At 55.9% G+C, this 15,806-nt stretch carries 14 protein-coding genes and 1 pseudogene; 5 read left to right on the top strand and 10 right to left on the bottom strand.

Features of this window, described 5'->3' with window-relative positions:
* From AQS70_RS22770 to lpxC, 3 genes and pseudogenes are all read left to right on the top strand, one after another.
* Nucleotides 1-252 (top strand): annotated as a pseudogene (locus AQS70_RS22770) (cell division protein FtsA); the annotation flags it as partial.
* Nucleotides 253-323: 71 nt separating this feature from the next.
* Nucleotides 324-1,538 (top strand): cell division protein FtsZ, encoded by a 1,215-nt coding sequence (ftsZ, locus tag AQS70_RS22775; protein ID WP_055104995.1) that lies wholly within the window; start codon nt 324-326, stop codon nt 1,536-1,538.
* Between the two features lie 112 nt (nt 1,539-1,650).
* Nucleotides 1,651-2,562: a UDP-3-O-acyl-N-acetylglucosamine deacetylase gene (gene lpxC / locus AQS70_RS22780; RefSeq protein ID WP_055104996.1), complete on the top strand. Its 912-nt coding sequence runs from the start codon at nt 1,651-1,653 to the stop codon at nt 2,560-2,562.
* Between the two features lie 124 nt (nt 2,563-2,686).
* On the opposite strand, the gene AQS70_RS22785 is transcribed toward lpxC, so the two are convergent.
* From AQS70_RS22785 to AQS70_RS22815, 7 genes are all read right to left on the bottom strand, one after another.
* Complete coding sequence (locus AQS70_RS22785; RefSeq protein WP_241492884.1) at nt 2,687-4,141, bottom strand: sensor domain-containing diguanylate cyclase; 1,455 nt, start codon at nt 4,139-4,141, stop codon at nt 2,687-2,689.
* A 149-nt stretch (nt 4,142-4,290) separates the two neighbouring features.
* Entirely contained in the window at nt 4,291-5,610 is a 1,320-nt protein-coding gene (locus tag AQS70_RS22790; protein WP_055104998.1) for an OprD family porin, read from the bottom strand.
* A gap of 191 nt (nt 5,611-5,801) precedes the next feature.
* Complete coding sequence (locus tag AQS70_RS22795; RefSeq protein ID WP_055104999.1) at nt 5,802-6,026, bottom strand: hypothetical protein; 225 nt, start codon at nt 6,024-6,026, stop codon at nt 5,802-5,804.
* Nucleotides 6,027-6,200: 174 nt separating this feature from the next.
* The gene (locus AQS70_RS22800; RefSeq protein WP_055105000.1) at nt 6,201-7,580 is read right to left on the bottom strand and encodes a heavy metal sensor histidine kinase; all 1,380 of its coding nucleotides are present in this window, start codon (nt 7,578-7,580) and stop codon (nt 6,201-6,203) included.
* Entirely contained in the window at nt 7,573-8,247 is a 675-nt protein-coding gene (locus tag AQS70_RS22805) for a heavy metal response regulator transcription factor (RefSeq protein ID WP_055105001.1), read from the bottom strand. Before AQS70_RS22805 ends, AQS70_RS22800 begins: the two co-directional genes overlap by 8 nt.
* Before the next feature lie 8 nt (nt 8,248-8,255).
* Nucleotides 8,256-11,351, bottom strand: a complete 3,096-nt coding sequence (locus AQS70_RS22810; RefSeq protein WP_055105002.1) for a multidrug efflux RND transporter permease subunit — start codon at nt 11,349-11,351, stop codon at nt 8,256-8,258.
* The gene (locus AQS70_RS22815; protein ID WP_055105003.1) at nt 11,348-12,502 is read right to left on the bottom strand and encodes an efflux RND transporter periplasmic adaptor subunit; all 1,155 of its coding nucleotides are present in this window, start codon (nt 12,500-12,502) and stop codon (nt 11,348-11,350) included. The genes AQS70_RS22810 and AQS70_RS22815 overlap by 4 nt, the downstream gene beginning before the upstream one ends.
* A gap of 193 nt (nt 12,503-12,695) precedes the next feature.
* Between AQS70_RS22815 and AQS70_RS22820 the strand changes: the two genes are divergently transcribed.
* Together AQS70_RS22820 and AQS70_RS22825 are read left to right on the top strand one after the other, a co-directional pair.
* Complete coding sequence (locus tag AQS70_RS22820; protein WP_055105004.1) at nt 12,696-13,037, top strand: hypothetical protein; 342 nt, start codon at nt 12,696-12,698, stop codon at nt 13,035-13,037.
* 82 nt (nt 13,038-13,119) lie between these two features.
* A complete protein-coding gene (locus tag AQS70_RS22825) occupies nt 13,120-13,371 on the top strand; it encodes a hypothetical protein (RefSeq protein ID WP_055105005.1) in 252 nt (83 codons plus the stop codon).
* A gap of 11 nt (nt 13,372-13,382) precedes the next feature.
* On the opposite strand, the gene AQS70_RS22830 is transcribed toward AQS70_RS22825, so the two are convergent.
* The 3 genes from AQS70_RS22830 to AQS70_RS22840 form a co-directional block, all read right to left on the bottom strand.
* The gene (locus AQS70_RS22830) at nt 13,383-13,856 is read right to left on the bottom strand and encodes a GNAT family N-acetyltransferase (RefSeq protein ID WP_055105006.1); all 474 of its coding nucleotides are present in this window, start codon (nt 13,854-13,856) and stop codon (nt 13,383-13,385) included.
* Nucleotides 13,857-13,861: 5 nt separating this feature from the next.
* Nucleotides 13,862-14,761, bottom strand: a complete 900-nt coding sequence (locus AQS70_RS22835; protein WP_055105007.1) for a chemotaxis protein — start codon at nt 14,759-14,761, stop codon at nt 13,862-13,864.
* Nucleotides 14,762-14,972: 211 nt separating this feature from the next.
* Nucleotides 14,973-15,806 (bottom strand): sigma 54-interacting transcriptional regulator (locus AQS70_RS22840; protein ID WP_164488197.1); only part of this gene is annotated, 834 nt, incomplete at its 5' end.

Raw genomic sequence — 15,806 nt, forward strand, 5'->3', positions numbered from 1 at the left:
GCGGTCGAGTTGGCTGAGGAGATTTTCCACATGCCGGTTCGCTTGGGCGTGCCGCACAGTTTCAAAGGCTTGTCCGACGTTGTACGTAATCCGATTTATTCCACCGCTGTGGGCTTGTTGCTGTACGGGCTGCAAAAGCAGTCGGACGGTATTTCCATGTCGGGTATCAGCAACCGCGATAACTACAGCAGTGATGAACAAAAAGCCCCTGTGCTTGAGCGCCTTAAGCGCTGGGTTCAGGGCAATTTTTAAAGCTTGAGCAGTAACAGATTCAAAAGCAGTAGAAGTAGGCGAAATAACTAGAGAATGTAAGGAGAGGGACCATGTTCGAACTCGTAGACAACATCCCGCAAAGCCCGGTAATTAAGGTTATCGGTGTTGGTGGTGGCGGTGGCAATGCTGTTAACCATATGGTTAAGAGCAACATCGAAGGCGTGGAATTCATCTGCGCCAACACCGATGCACAAGCGCTGAAAAGCATTGGTGCGCGAACTATCCTGCAATTGGGCACTGGCGTGACCAAAGGCCTGGGTGCTGGCGCTAATCCTGAGGTTGGTCGTCAGGCCGCTCTGGAAGACCGTGAGCGCATCGCCGAAGTGTTGCAGGGCACCAACATGGTGTTCATCACCACGGGCATGGGCGGTGGTACCGGTACGGGTGCTGCGCCGATCATCGCCGAAGTGGCTAAGGAAATGGGCATTCTGACCGTTGCGGTAGTGACGCGTCCGTTCCCGTTTGAAGGCCGCAAGCGCATGCAGATCGCTGACGAAGGTATTCGTCTGCTGTCTGAGAGCGTCGATTCGTTGATTACGATTCCGAACGAAAAACTGCTGACTATCCTCGGTAAAGACGCCAGCTTGCTGTCGGCTTTCGCTAAGGCTGATGATGTTTTGGCCGGCGCTGTGCGCGGTATTTCCGACATCATCAAGCGTCCAGGCATGATTAACGTCGACTTCGCTGACGTGCGCACCGTGATGAGCGAAATGGGCATGGCGATGATGGGCACTGGCTGCGCCAGCGGCCCTAACCGTGCACGTGAAGCGACTGAAGCGGCCATCCGTAACCCGTTGCTCGAAGACGTGAACCTAGAAGGCGCTCGCGGCATCTTGGTCAACATCACTGCCGGTCCAGACCTGTCTCTGGGTGAATACTCCGACGTGGGTAGCATCATCGAAGCCTTCGCTTCGGAACATGCCATGGTCAAAGTCGGTACGGTCATTGATCCGGACATGCGCGACGAACTGCATGTAACCGTGGTTGCTACCGGTCTGGGCGCGAAAATCGAGAAGCCAGTTAAGGTGATCGACAACACGGTTCAGGCGTCGTACGCGGCTTCTTCTGCCCAGCAAGCCCCTTCGCGTCAGGAAACCCGTGTCGAGCGTCAGGAGCAACCTGCGGTGAACTACCGTGACCTGGATCGCCCAACCGTGATGCGTAATCAGGCTCAGCACGGCGCGACAGCGGCCGCAAAACTGAATCCGCAAGATGATCTGGACTATCTGGACATCCCGGCTTTCCTGCGTCGTCAGGCTGATTAATGAAATCAATCAGGGGGATTAAGGTGATTGGTGTTCAGCAAAGGTTCGGTCTGCTATTATCGCCAGCCTTTGTTGATACCAGTTCGCAATTTGCGCTGAAGCGGCCAATGCCATGATTAAACAACGCACCCTGAAAAATATTATCCGTGCCACAGGTGTCGGCCTGCACTCCGGTGAGAAGGTCTATCTGACCCTCAAACCCGCGCCTGTGGACACCGGCATCGTGTTTTGTCGTGCAGACCTTGACCCTGTTGTGCAGATTCCTGCTCGCGCGGAAAACGTCGGCGAGACAACGATGTCGACCACGTTGGTCAACGGCGATGTAAAAGTAGACACGGTAGAGCACTTGCTCTCGGCCATGGCTGGCCTTGGGATCGATAACGCCTACGTCGAACTCTCCGCGTCTGAAGTCCCAATCATGGACGGTAGCGCCGGACCTTTCGTGTTTTTGATTCAATCTGCCGGCCTGGAAGAGCAGGACGCGCCGAAGAAGTTCATCCGTATCCTACGTGAAGTGACGGTTGAAGACGGCGACAAGCGCGCCACTTTCGTCCCTTTCGAAGGGTTCAAAGTGAGCTTCGAGATCGACTTTGATCACCCGGTTTTCCGTAATCGCACCCAAAGCGCAAGCGTGGATTTCTCAAGCACTTCGTTTGTAAAAGAAGTCAGTCGCGCCCGTACCTTCGGTTTTATGAGTGACATCGAGTACCTGCGTAAGCACAACCTCGCACTCGGCGGCAGCGTCGAAAACGCCATCGTAGTCGATTCCGATGGTGTACTGAACGAAGACGGTCTTCGCTACGAAGACGAATTCGTTAAGCACAAAATTCTCGACGCCATTGGCGACCTCTACCTGTTGGGTAATAGCCTGATTGGTGAGTTCAAGGGCTTCAAGTCTGGCCATGCACTGAACAACCAGCTGCTGCGTAAGCTGATTGAACAGAAAGACGCATGGGAAGTCGTGACTTTTGAAGACGCCAGCACTGCACCGATTTCCTACATGCGTCCGGTTGCGGCAGTTTAAGTAAAACTTCATTCTCTCGTTTTTGAAGGCCACCCTCGGGTGGTCTTTTTTTTGGGTGCGCTGGGCAGCGCGCTTATCTGAATAACATCCCGTGGGATAAGACGGGTGCCTGAATCACCCGTAATCAGCACACAGGTTTATTATTCAACGCGTTCAATCCCGTCTCATTGATGTTCACGACCCGGTTGCGCCCAGCCTTTTTGGCACGGTACAGCGCCTTGTCAGCAGCACTTAGCAAAGCCTCCTGGGTTTCGCCCGTTTTGGCATAGCGGGTACATGACCCTAGGCTGATGGTCAGCTTTTTATGATCCGGCAATATGGGCGGCATTTGCTCGACGGCGAGACGGATTTTCTCGCACAAAAGGCGAGCGCCCGCTGCTTCAGTTTCGGTAAGTACGACTGCAAATTCTTCGCCCCCATAACGCGCTGTCAGATCAGCAGGTCGACGCACATGGGCCTTGATCACGTGTGCCACTTTACGAATGGCCTCATCACCGGCTTGATGTCCGTAGTCATCATTGAAGGATTTGAACAGGTCTATATCAATCATCACCAGTGACAGCGGCTTGCCCGAGCGCTGCGCTCGGCGCCATTCCAAATCCAGCACTCGATCTAGAGTGCGGCGGTTAGCCAGGCCGGTCAGAGGATCCGTCGAGGCCAAAGCCGCTAAATCGCGCTCGGCATGTTGACGCAAATTGAGTTCGCGAATCAGCAGCCAAGTCAGCCATAGCATGCCCAAGCACAGCAGGAGCGTGACACTGCCGATCAATAGCGCAGTATGTTGCCAATTGTTAAAAATACTGGAGGCTGATATCGCCACCACCACGATGATAGGCAGCCCTTGAATCTGAGCGAAACTGAACAGGCGCTCATGATGATAGATCGCTGACATGGCGACATAACTGCCATAGCGCTCCTTTAAAAATCGGATGAAATTGGGGGCGTTGCTGAGGTCTTGGCCGATGGTCACTTTGCTGGTTAGCGGGTACTGCATCATTAGCGTGCCATCAGTGCTAATCAGGCTGATATTGCTGTTAGGGCCAATGTCCAAGCCTCGAAACAGCTTATGGAAATAGCTCGCTTTCAGTTGTCCGACAGCAACTCCCGCAAATGCACCGTCGGGAGTTGAGATTCTTCGGCTGAGGATGATGATCCATTCATCGGTCTCAGCGTTCGTGCGATATGGGTGACTGATGTATAGCTCGTTGTTTGTGGTGTTCTGGTGAGCGCTGAACCAAGGCTGTTGGCTGGCGTTCTCTGGCGCCCGGCCGCTCGGTTGCGAGTGAGTAATCAGCTTGCCTTGAGCATCCACTACAAAGAAACCAGCTGTAGAAGGTGCTTCATTGCTTCTGTCGAAGAGCAATGACTGCCAAGTCTGGGAGGGCAGTGTCGATAAGTCCTGACTTTGCAGTATCTCGATCACGCTGAAGAGCGCCGAGTCGTAGAGGGAGAAGGTGTTGTGAATATCTCGGTTGATCAGTTGCATGATATTCAGTGCGGAGCGCTTGGCATCTTCTTCGGTATTGCGATACTCCCGAATCAGCAAATAGCTGACGATACCGAGAATGGCAATAATCAATAATGTCGTTGCCCCAATCAGCGTGCGGCGAGTAATGACAGAAGTGCGCGCAAAATATTTAATAGCTCAACCCTCAAGGCTATAAAACGTGCCCACCCCTAGGGTCTGTAGGCATAAGGCCAGCAAACTGCTGGCCTTATGGTCACGATTTAAAAGATGTTGAGAGGATAGTCAACAATTACGCGGTATTCATCGACATTGTTGTCGACTGATTGATAGGCCGCGTTACCACGGTTGGTTGCCCAGCGCAGGGTCAAGCCCAAGTCTTTGGCCTTACCTTCTTGAACCACATACTTGGCCGTCAGATCGCGCTCCCAGTGGAAAGCATTTTTGCCGTCCGGGTTATACCAGTTGCTGTAGCCGATGCTGTTCGGGTCGGCTTTGGTCAGGTCAATTTCACCACGCGAGTACGAAGCACTGGCGGTCAGGCCCGGAAGGCCAAGCCCGGCAAAGTCATAATCGTATTGCAGCTTCCACGAGCGCTCATGCGGGCCGTTGAAATCTGAATACTGTTGGGAGTTATCAAGGTAAACGCTGTCGCCTTGGTTGATGTAGTCAAACGGCGTATTGCCGTTGACTCGTTGGTACACCGCCGTCACGGTGTGCGCGTCAATCCCCACGGCAAAGTGCAGGCTGAAGGTGTTGTTGTTGATAGAGCCCAACAGTGCCTTGCCAGTGTCTTGCGTGTGATAGAAGTGCACGCCCGGGTTCAAGGTGATGCCGTTGCTCAGCGAATGGGTGTAGTCCAGGTCGTAGTAGTACTGGTTCCAAACGTTTTGCAACTGTGAGGCGTACAGGTTACTGGTGACCCCTTCAATGCCGCTGAACGATGCGCCAGCCCAGGTCAGGTGTTTGGTGGTCTGATCATTCAAGTCGCCGTAGGTGGTGGTCAGGCGACGCATACCGCTTTGGTTGTAGGGCTTGTCGTACGTCGCTTGACCGCCTTCCAGCATCCAGCCATCGAAGCTATGGTTGGTCAGGCTAATGCCTTGGAAGGTCTGCGGCAGCATGCGGGTTTCACCGCCTGCGATCACCGGGTTGCTAATAAACAAGTCACCGGCTTTAAGCTCGGTATCAAAGGCGCGAATTTTTAGCGCCGCACCGCCCGACGAAAAGTCAGTAGGGGCTTTGCCATTGCCTCCGCCCACCGGGAGGATGCTGCTACCACTCGTACCACCGCCGCCATCCAGCTTCAGGCCGAGCATGGCATAGGCATCCAAACCAAAACCGACGACACCTGGCGTGTAACCCGAGGCAAATTTGGCGATAAAACCTTGGCCCCATTCCTTGCCATCACGCAGGCCTTGGCCATGGTTGTCATGGTTCATGTAGTAGTTGCGCAGGTGTACATCGAGGCTAGAACCTTCGATGAATCCCTCTTTCGAGGTGTCGTCATCGGCCTGTGCAAACATTGGGATCGTTGCAGTTAATGCGATGAATAAAGGACTGAGTTTGAGAGTGTGCTTCACCAGTGAGTCGCTCCTTTTAAGTGGTGGCAGTTTTTGTATTCTTTGAACATTCAGTTCTTATGGGTCGGCGCTTCGCAGCGGTAACGCCTTTCTTTAAAGCAAAAAAAAGCCGCTATCATAGCGGCTTTTGAAACAATCAGTCACATGCGTACTGTCAGACTGACTGGGTCGGGAAGTTTTTGCACGTGAAACTAGCTGTCTTTAGATTCATCTGCGGCGCTGATTTTCACCTGTGTTTGCTGGGGCTTTGCATCATTTTGAGGGTTGGCTGCGAGTTCGGTTTGTTGCTGTTGAAGGGCAGTTGCGCGGGCTTCATTTTTCGCCACGAATGCAGGCGACTCTTCCGCCATGGCCAAAGGCGACAACCACAGAGACGACAAAACAAAAACGCTGGCGAAACCCATACTGGTAGACATTTCATGACCTTCTTGCAGAGCAAGTGCTGTGTGATGGGCTAAATCTATAGCGCTTACTGCAACTGAAACAGAGTCGATTCGTACAAGGACTATTGCGCCTTGGGTAACAAAGCAGGGCTAAAGGTGGCGCTCAAAACCAAACGCCGCACAACCTCCTACAGGGCTATTTCGATTTTAGACCGGCAAATACAGACCAAATGTATTGTGCCCATCGCCGCTGTGAACAAACACTTCGCCGCCATGCATTTGAGCGATGGCTTTGACGATGGCCAGCCCTAGGCCGTGATTGGCAACGCTGTTATGACGAGAAGCATCCACGCGATAAAAGCGCTCGAACAGGCGCGGTAAATGCTCATCGGCAATCGGTTCGCCCGGGTTGCTGATCCTGATGCTGGCTTGGTGTTCGCCTTGCTCAATCTGCACATCAATCTGTTGGCCAGGCTCTGTGTGTTGCACGGCATTGTTCAGCAAGTTAATCAGCGCCCGGCGCAGATGGGCTTTTTCGATGTTGACGAGCGCGTCGCCGCTGACCTGCACGGTCACTTGGGCGTCTTCGATAATGAATTCCAAGTAGTCCAACGTGGTGGCCACTTCATCGGCCAGCGAGGCTCGGGTCAGTTTGCTGGCTTTGCTGCCTTGGTCGGCGCTGGCCAGAAACAACATGTCGTTGATAATGCTGCGCAGCCGCTCCAGCTCTTCAAGGTTGGATTGCAGCACTTCAAAATAATGCTCCGCTGAACGCCCACGGGTCAGCGCTACTTGGGTCTGACCAATCAGGTTGGTCAGCGGAGAACGCAGCTCATGGGCCACGTCGGCATTGAAGGACTCCAATCGGGTGTAAGCCTGTTCAACCCGGTCCAGTGTGGAGTTGAAGCCGTTGACCAGATGATCGAGTTCCGGTGGCAATGGCGACAGATGCAAGCGCCCAGACAGCCGTGGCGGCTCCAGTTTTTGCGCTTTTTCAGACAGCGTGACCAACGGCCTCAGCCCGATGCGCGCCACCCAATAGCCCAAGGCAGAGGCCAGTAAGACACCAATGATCGCCAAGCTGATGAGGGCCATCAGCAAGTGGTGTTGGGTTTGACGGAAGGTTTCGGTGTCGATACCAATCAAAAAACGCAGCGGCGGGCGCTGTTCTTTCGCCGGAATTTGGCTGATAAGGACTTTAAAAGGGTAAGCCTCGCCGGGCATTTTCAGGTCACGAACGCCCAGCGGGCCTTGGGCAAACTCGCGTATTTGAGCGTCAGGGGCGCCATATTCGTAATGAGGGTCGCTGCTGATAGCCCAAAAACGAATACGTTTGTCTTCTTCACTGAGCAAAGTGAATTTGGAGGTGATTTTGGCCCAGTGCTCAGGAGTGCCAAAGCGATTGATCGAGGACTCCAGTACGCTGAAGCGCGCATCCAGTTCGGCCTCGGGTAACAGATTGATGCCCTTGTCGACTTGTTGATACAGCGCGCCGCCAATCAACACAAACACCAGCAGGGCCACCAGCGTAAACAGCACGCTTAAGCGCAGTGCTATGGAGTTCAAGCGGGTAGTCTGTTTAGACACTACGACGCTCCAGCACGTAGCCCATGCCGCGTATGGTGTGCAGCAACTTATGCTCGAAAGGCCCGTCCAGCTTGGCTCGCAGGCGTTTGATCGCAACTTCGACCACGTTGGCGTCGCTGTCGAAGTTGATGTCCCAAACCATTTCAGCAATCGCGGTTTTAGACAGGATTTCACCTTGGCGGCGGGCCAATACGCTGAGCAGCGAAAATTCCTTGGCGGTTAGATCCAGCCGGGTCCCCGCACGGCTGGCCTTGCGGCTGATGAGATCAATCCATAGGTCATCGACCGTGACGTGCACGGGCTCATGGCCGCCACTTCGACGGGTCAAGGCTTGCAGCCGGGCGACCAGTTCCAGAAACGAAAAGGGCTTACCCAGATAATCGTCAGCGCCTTCGCGTAAGCCACGGATTCGATCTTCAACCCGCTCGCGAGCAGTGAGCATAATCACCGGGGTTTGCTTGCGTGCACGCAGAGCCCGCAGCACGCCAAAGCCGTCCAGCCCTGGCAGCATTACGTCGAGCACAATCACTGCGTAATCGCTTTCGAGTGCGAGGTGCAAGCCTTCGACGCCATCGTAGGCCACGTCCACCGTGTAGCCTTGCTCTGTCAGCCCGCGGTGTAGGTAGTCGGCGGTTTTTTCTTCATCTTCAATAATTAGAACGCGCATAACCTGCCTCAGTGATCCGTCGCCAGTGCGCTGACGGGTTTGGACCGATGGAAGATCCGTTCGAGCCACAAGTATATGACGGGGGTCGTAAACAGCGTCAGCGCCTGGCTCACCAACAACCCGCCGACCACGGCGATCCCTAAGGGCTGACGCAGTTCAGCGCCAGGGCCGTAGCCGAGCATCAACGGCAAGGCGCCGAGCAAGGCGGCGAGGGTGGTCATGATAATCGGGCGAAAACGCGTCAGGCAGGCCTCATAGATCGCAGCCTCAGGGCTCAATCCGCGGGTGCGCTGGGCATCCAGTGCAAAGTCGATCATCAGGATGCCGTTTTTCTTAACGATGCCGATTAACAGCACCAGCCCGATCAGCGCCATGATCGAAAAGTCCTGACCCCATATCCACAGCATCAGCAATGCGCCCAGCCCCGCAGAGGGCAGGGTCGAAATGATCGTGAGCGGGTGCACGAAGCTTTCGTACAGCACCCCCAAAATGATGTACACCGCCACCAGCGCCGCCAGAATCAGCCACGGCTGACTGGCTAGTGAGCTTTGGAAGGCTTGTGCGGCGCCTTGGAAATTACCGCTGATGGTGCTCGGCATGCCGATCTCGTTTTTCGCTTGATTGAGCATCAGCACGGCGTCGCCCAACGCCACGCCGGGGGCGAGGTTGAATGACAGGTTGGCCGCCGGGAACATCCCGTCATGGCTGATCGACAGCGGGCCACTGGTGGGCGCATCGACCCTGGCTACGGCCGAAAGCGGCACCATTTCTCCGCTCAGGGGCGAGCGCAGGTAGAAGTAGTTCAGGCTTTCGGCCTTGCCACGTTGCTGCCTATCGAGTTCCAAAATCACGTTGTATTGGTTGGTTTCAGTTTGGAACTCATTGATTTGGCGCTGACCAAACGCGTCATATAGCGCTTCGTCGATGTCAGCAGTGGTCAGGCCGAAGCGTGCTGCGGCTTTGCGGTCGATGCTGATGTGGGTGATGCTGCCGCCCAGTTGCAGGTCATTAGATAAATCGCGAAAGGCCGGTAGGGTGCGCAGCTTTTCAGTCAGGCGCTGGGTCCAAGTGTTGAGCGTCGCCCCGTCGTTACTTTTGAGCACGTACTGGTACTGACTGCGGCTCGGCCCGGAGCTGAGGTTGATGTCTTGACCGGCGCGCAGGTACAGCACAATACCCGGCACCTTGGCCAGTTGTGGGCGGATGCGGTCAATGAATTCGCTGGCCGACACATCGCGGTCGCCGCGCTTTTTAAGGGCGATCCAGAAGCGGCCATTGGCGATGGTTTGGTTGCTGCCCGTCACGCCCACCGAGTGCGAAAACGATTGCACTGCCGGATCGGCGCCGACGATGTTGGCCAATGCCAAGTGCTTTTGCGTCATGTCCGAGAACGAAATATCTGAGGCGGCTTCACTGGTGCCCAGCACGAAACCGGTGTCTTGAACCGGGAAAAATCCCTTGGGGATCACCACGTACCCAGCAATGGCCATCATCAAGGTCAGGCTGAACACGCCCAGCATCAACCGCTGATGGGCGAGGGCGTATTTCAAACCTCTGTCATAGCGGGCCAACAAGCGCTCACCAAAACCAAGCTTACCGTCGGGGTGGTGCGCAGGCGCGCGCATGAACAACGCGGCCAACGTCGGCGCGAGAGTCAGCGACACCAGCACTGAGATCAAAATAGTTGAGGTCGCGGTCAGGGCGAACTCTTTAAACAGTCGCCCGACCACACCGCCCATAAACAGCAGCGGAATAAACGCCGCGACCAGCGAGAGGCTAATCGAGACTACGGTGAAGCTAATCTCGTTGGAGCCTTTGATCGCCGCATCGCGCATGCTTTCGCCGGCTTCGAGGTGACGATGGATGTTCTCGACGACCACGATCGCATCGTCGACCACAAACCCCACGGCCACCACAATCGCGACCAGCGTCAGGTTGTTCAGGCTGAATCCAAGTACATACATCAGGGCAAAGCTGGCGATCAGCGATACACCCAGCACCGCAGACACAATCAGGGTGGCCGACCACTGACGCAAGAACAGCGCCATCACCGCGACCACCAACAGCACGGCGATCAGCAAGGTGATTTCCACTTCATGCAAAGAGGCGCGAATGGTTTGGGTGCGGTCAATCAGTACAGAGACGTCGACCGAGGCCGGGAGCATGGCTTGCAGGCCAGGCAGGGCGGCCTGAATCCGATCAACAGTGTCGACAATGTTGGCGCCCGGTTGGCGCGAAATCACCAGGTTGACTCCCGGGCGTTGCCCAGACCAAGCCTGTACGTAGTCATTTTCAGCGCCATTGATGACCCGCGCCACGTCGCGCAATTGCACCGGCGCGCCCTCTTTGTACGACACGATCAACTGGCCATACTCGTCGGCGTTAAACAGCTGGTCGTTGGTCGACAGGGTGGAGATGCTGGTGGGGCCATACAGCGCGCCCTTGGCCAAGTTAAGGCTGGTGCTTTGCAGGGCCAAACGAATATCGGCCAAGGTCAGGCCGATAGCAGCCAGTTTATCGGCGCTGGCTTGGACCCTGATCGCCGGGCGTTGTTGACCCGTGATGTTGATTTGCCCCACGCCTTCGATTTGGCTGATTTGCCGCGCGAGCAGGGTTTCAACGTAATCGCTGAGTTCGCTGCCGGGCATCAGCAAGGAGCTGACACTTAGAATCAGCACCGGGCTGTCGGACGGGTTGACCTTGCGCCACGTGGGCAGTGTCGGCATGTCTTTAGGCAGCTTGCCTGAAGCGGTATTGATCGCGGCCTGAACCTCTTGCGCCGCGGTGTCAATGCTTTTTTCGAGGGTAAATTGCAGGGTCAGGGTCGTCGAGCCCAGTGCGCTGCTGGACGTCATCTGGGTCATGCCGGGGATGGCGCTGAACTGCACTTCCAGCGGCGTGGCCACTGACGAAGCCATGGTGTCCGGGCTGGCGCCGGGCAGTTGAGCCGCCACTTGTATGGTTGGGAATTCAGCTTCGGGCAGCGGCGCGACAGGCAAGCGGGTAAAGGCAATCAGGCCCAGCAGTACGAGAGCGAAGGTCAGTAGAACGGTGGCAATGGGGTGGTCAACGCACCACGCCGAGAGTGAACGGCTAGGGCTCATGGTTGCACCGGTTGTACGTTAGCCAAAGCAGGTTCGCTGATGACTTCTATTCGCGAGCCGGGTTTGAGTCGCGATTGGCCATCACTGACCAGCGTATCGCCTGCATTAACACCGCTGACGATGGTGCGCGTCGTGTCTTGATAAAGCACCTGCACGGGCACCGTTTCGACTTCATCGCCGTTGACGCGGTACACGAAGTAGCTGTCCAGCCCGCGTTGCACCACTTGCGGCGGCACCACCAGTGCGCCTCGATCCAGCCCGGTTTGCACCTCAACATTTACTAATTGCCCTGGCCAGAGCGTATGCGTGGGGTTGTCGAACTGCGCTTTGATCTTGATCGTGCCGGTAGTCGCGGACACTTGGTTGTCGATCAGGCTCAGGCGACCTTCGCCTAGCGGTGTAGCACTGTGCTGCGAATCACCCAGAAAGGCTTTAACGGACGCCGGGTGTTTGGCGCTAAGCAAGGTATGCAAGGTGGGCAACCATTGCTGCGGCAGCGAAAACTCAACCGCAATCGGATCCAGTTGAGTCACGGAAAACAGCCCCTGCGTGTCGCTGACCCGCAGGAAATTCCCCGGATCCACAGCTCGGATCCCCACGCGACCTGTCACCGGGGAGTGAATCTGGGTGTATGACAATTGCACTTGTGCCGCCTCAATGGCCGCCTGATCACCCTGCGCCGTTGCTTTTAGCTGATTAACCAGTGCTTGTTGTTGATCGAGGGTTTGCTTAGACACGCCGTTATCGGCACTTAACAACTGATAACGCTTGAGGTCGATCTGCGCGCCTTGGAGCTGGGCCTGATTTTGCTGCTGCTGGGCCTTGGCTTGATCCAAGCTGGCGCGGATGGAGCGATCATCCAGCGTTGCCAGTAAATCCCCGGTCTGGACGGTTTGCCCTTCCGCAACCTTCACCTGGGTCAGAATGCCGTCAATTTGTGGGCGAATGACCACGCTGTGCAACGACAAGGCGGCACCAATCGCGCTGGCGGTGCGGGGCACATCTTGCTGCACAACGTGGATAACCCGCACCGGAACGGGTGCAGCGGCCACCGATGCTTTGGTGCCGGGATGCTTGAGATACCAGATGCCGGCGCCAATCAGAACAACCACCACTGTGACGAGCACTATTTTTTTTGTGTGAATGCGCATGCCGGATAAACGCCGTGTGCGTGGGTAGGGGAGGCTAGGGTTATAGCGCTTCAATCCAGTCAGGAAAGTGACTGCAAACTGACATTACGGACAGGTAGATAAAAATACGGTGATCACCGTCAAGAAAGACTCGCCCACGTCGATAAATCTCTAAAGGGAGCGCTCAAGCGCCCTCATTCAGAGTGTGCCAATAATGAAAACGATCGCGCTGGGTTGTATGGCTTGCACGCTGTTACTGCTCTCTAACGAAGGTGATGCGCAGTCGCTCACCCGCAGTGGGGTAATCCACTTCCATGGGGCTATTGTTGAACCGTCTTACGAGATTTCACCGGCCACGACGCTGAGCGTTAGCGCATCCACAGAGTTGATTGAGGTCGAGCCGGGCGTCGTCATTGCCGTTAACCGAGCCTTTCGAGGCGCTAATGGCAGTGAACCGGTTTTTTCAACGCGCTTCGAAGCGCTTAAAGAAACGCCACCGTCCGACACAAAACTGTCTGAAGGCAAGCGGGGTGTGCTGACTATTTCCTACCGGTGACTGCTCTGCGGATAGATCGGGCAGGTATACTGCGCGGCCTTGCGCCAACTGGCCGATCATCATCCCGTTATTCGGAGCTTTCATGACAACTCCTACACCACCGACTGCTCCCGATGCCGTGAGCGACGACGCGACTGAAAACGACGCGACTGTGGCAACCCCGCAAAAAGCGGTGATTCCTGCGTTCACCTTTCCCTTCAAGCCTTCTGAGTTTGCTAAGAACCAAGCGAACACCAAAGGCCAGACCCATTACAAAAAAGGTGAAGGCCACGGCCACACTAAAACCCCGGGCGCAGCGCCTCCTGGGACTCGTCGCTCCATGGGCAAGCGCTGAGTGTTGAAGGCTTAAACCGCTTCGCGCAGTACCTTCTGCATGCCGTGCTTACGATAAAGCTGACGGGCGGGATGATTGTGTTCCATGACTTTAAGGTCTACGCAGGCTTCACCGCGCTGTTTGAACGCGTCGAACACCTGGTTAAGCAGGGCGCTGCCCAAACCGTGCCCCTGTAAACGAGGATGCACCACCAGATCCTTGAGGTAAGCACTGGTCCAAGCCAAGGCCACGCCGATCACCTCGCCGTCGAGCAGGCAGATAAAACACAGTTGCGGGTCGAATTCGGCATCATGCAAGCCGTTTTGCTGCCACTGCTCCAACGGCTCGACATGGCCCTGACCCGCGGCATACCCCAAGGTTAGAAGCGCATGTATTTGAGGTAGCAGCCCTTGGCTGAAATGGCATAGCTCAATACCCTCTGGCCATTGCGGGGGAGGCAGCGGCTGGCGCAGGTATTTACGCATCAGCAGGCAATACTCAGTCATGGCGTTCAGTCGCTTTGCTCTGCCACGGTACGCGCGGCAAGGATCAGGCTGTGGGTCAGCTCGGGTGACGAGAACTTGGTCAGCACCGCGTTGGCCCCGGCCGAACGGGCTTTTTCGCTGTTCATCGCGCTGTTGAGCGAGGTGTGCAATAGCACGTAAAGGTGCGCAAAATCAGGGGTTTCGCGCACGGTGCGGGTAAAGGCGTAACCATCCATCTCGGACATTTCGATGTCTGAAACCAGCACATTGATTTGCTCCGGCGTGCCGTGCAGTTCCAGCAAGCGGTCGATGGCTTCTTTGGCGCTGCGGGCGGTGTGGCAATGCAGACCGAGATTGCGCAGGGTCATCACCGATTGTTGCAACGCCACTTGGCTGTCATCGACCACCAAAATCCGCGCTTTAGCTAGCAGTTCGGCGTCTTCACGGCTCAGGGTTTCAGTGTGGGGTTCTATCCGTGCTGGTGTGATGCCGTGGATGACTTTTTCGATGTCTAACACCTGCACCAGAGCGCCATCCACCTGAGTCACCCCGGTGATGAACGACCGTTTGCCCGAGCCGTAAGGTGGAGGGCGAATATCCGTGCTCAGGCAATGCACAATTTTACTCACGGCTTGCACGTGCAGCCCCTGCTTGGAGCGACTCACATCGGTCACGATCAGGCAACCGCCGTCTGGGTCTAGCAGGGGTTGTTCGCCAATCGCCCGGCTCAGGTCGATAACGGATAACGACGCCCCACGTAACACGGCAATCCCTTTCACATGCGCATGGGATTCGGGCATTTTGGTCAGCGGCGGGCAAGGAATGATCTCGCTGACTTTTAGCAAATTGATTGCCATCAGCTTGCCACTGCGCAATGTGAACAGCAGCAAAGACATCGAGTCAGCGCGGGCGTGGGTGGATGACATAAACACCTTCTGTGATGGGGCAGCGATAGTCGGTTATCGACCTTGAGGCGAAATCCTGTAGAGCTGCCGTAGGCTGCGATCAAACAAAAGATCGCAGCCTACGGCAGCTCCTACGCAAAGCAGAAGCAGCGCCGAGTGATGAATTGTAGGAGCTGCCGCAGGCTGCGATCTGTTGAGCGTTCTAACAGGCTTTGGCGCTATTAATGCACGGCTACACGTGTTTCAACCCTAGGCGCTTGGCCATTCGCCCGAGATTTGCTCGGTCCAGCCCCAACTCTCTGGCAGCGCTGGCCCAGTTATGGTGATGGCGCTCAAGGCAAGCACTGATCAACTGGCGCTGGTAATTTTCGGTCGCTTGTCGCAAGTCGCCTATCACTTGGGAGGCTAGCACTGGCTCTATCGCCGCCGGGCCTTCAAGAGGCGTCGGTAAGTCTAGGTCTGCGGGCGTTAGGGTCAAGATACGCGGCCGAACTTTGCAGTTACCCAACGCTTTTAGGGTGCTGCGGCCGATTAAATGCTCCAGTTCACGGACATTGCCCGGCCATGAGTAATGCAGCAGCGCGGCCTGCGCGTCCGGGCTCAGGCGTAAGCTGCCCAAGCCCAAGCGCGAGCGGTTTTGCTCCAGAAAGAACCCACTTAGCAGCAGTACGTCGCGCCCGCGCTCGCGCAACGCGGGCACATTGAGTGGGTACACGCTCAAGCGGTGATAAAAATCTGCGCGGTAGCGCCCGCTGCGGACTTCTTCCGCGAGGTCACGATTGGTCGCGGCAATCAGGCGCACATTCACCTGATGTTCTTGATCTGAGCCTAAACGCTGCAACTGCCCGCTTTGCAGCACCCGCAGCAGTTTCGCTTGTACGGTGAGTGACAATTCGCCCACTTCATCCAAAAATAACGTGCCGCCATTGGCCAATTCAAACTTGCCTCGGCGGTCGTTGGTTGCGCCGGTAAAGGCGCCGCGTACGTGGCCGAACAACTCGCTTTCTACCAGCGTATCGGGGAGGGCCGCGCAGTTCAGGCTGATCATCGGTTTATCGGCACGCCG

Origin of the sequence: Pseudomonas endophytica, assembly GCF_001411475.1 — a bacterium.
Taxonomy (GTDB): Bacteria; Pseudomonadota; Gammaproteobacteria; order Pseudomonadales; family Pseudomonadaceae; genus Aquipseudomonas; species Aquipseudomonas endophytica.

Excerpts from the sequence above, each read along its gene's own strand:
- ftsZ (WP_055104995.1), top strand. The coding sequence starts at position 324 with ATGTTCGAACTCGTAGACAACATCCCGCAAAGCCCGGTAATTAAGGTT.
- lpxC (WP_055104996.1), top strand. The coding sequence starts at position 1,651 with ATGATTAAACAACGCACCCTGAAAAATATTATCCGTGCCACAGGTGTC.
- AQS70_RS22795 (WP_055104999.1), bottom strand. The coding sequence starts at position 6,026 with ATGTCTACCAGTATGGGTTTCGCCAGCGTTTTTGTTTTGTCGTCTCTG.
- AQS70_RS22805 (WP_055105001.1), bottom strand. The coding sequence starts at position 8,247 with ATGCGCGTTCTAATTATTGAAGATGAAGAAAAAACCGCCGACTACCTA.
- AQS70_RS22810 (WP_055105002.1), bottom strand. The coding sequence starts at position 11,351 with ATGAGCCCTAGCCGTTCACTCTCGGCGTGGTGCGTTGACCACCCCATT.
- AQS70_RS22815 (WP_055105003.1), bottom strand. The coding sequence starts at position 12,502 with ATGCGCATTCACACAAAAAAAATAGTGCTCGTCACAGTGGTGGTTGTT.
- AQS70_RS22820 (WP_055105004.1), top strand. The coding sequence starts at position 12,696 with ATGAAAACGATCGCGCTGGGTTGTATGGCTTGCACGCTGTTACTGCTC.
- AQS70_RS22825 (WP_055105005.1), top strand. The coding sequence starts at position 13,120 with ATGACAACTCCTACACCACCGACTGCTCCCGATGCCGTGAGCGACGAC.
- AQS70_RS22830 (WP_055105006.1), bottom strand. The coding sequence starts at position 13,856 with ATGACTGAGTATTGCCTGCTGATGCGTAAATACCTGCGCCAGCCGCTG.
- AQS70_RS22835 (WP_055105007.1), bottom strand. The coding sequence starts at position 14,761 with ATGTCATCCACCCACGCCCGCGCTGACTCGATGTCTTTGCTGCTGTTC.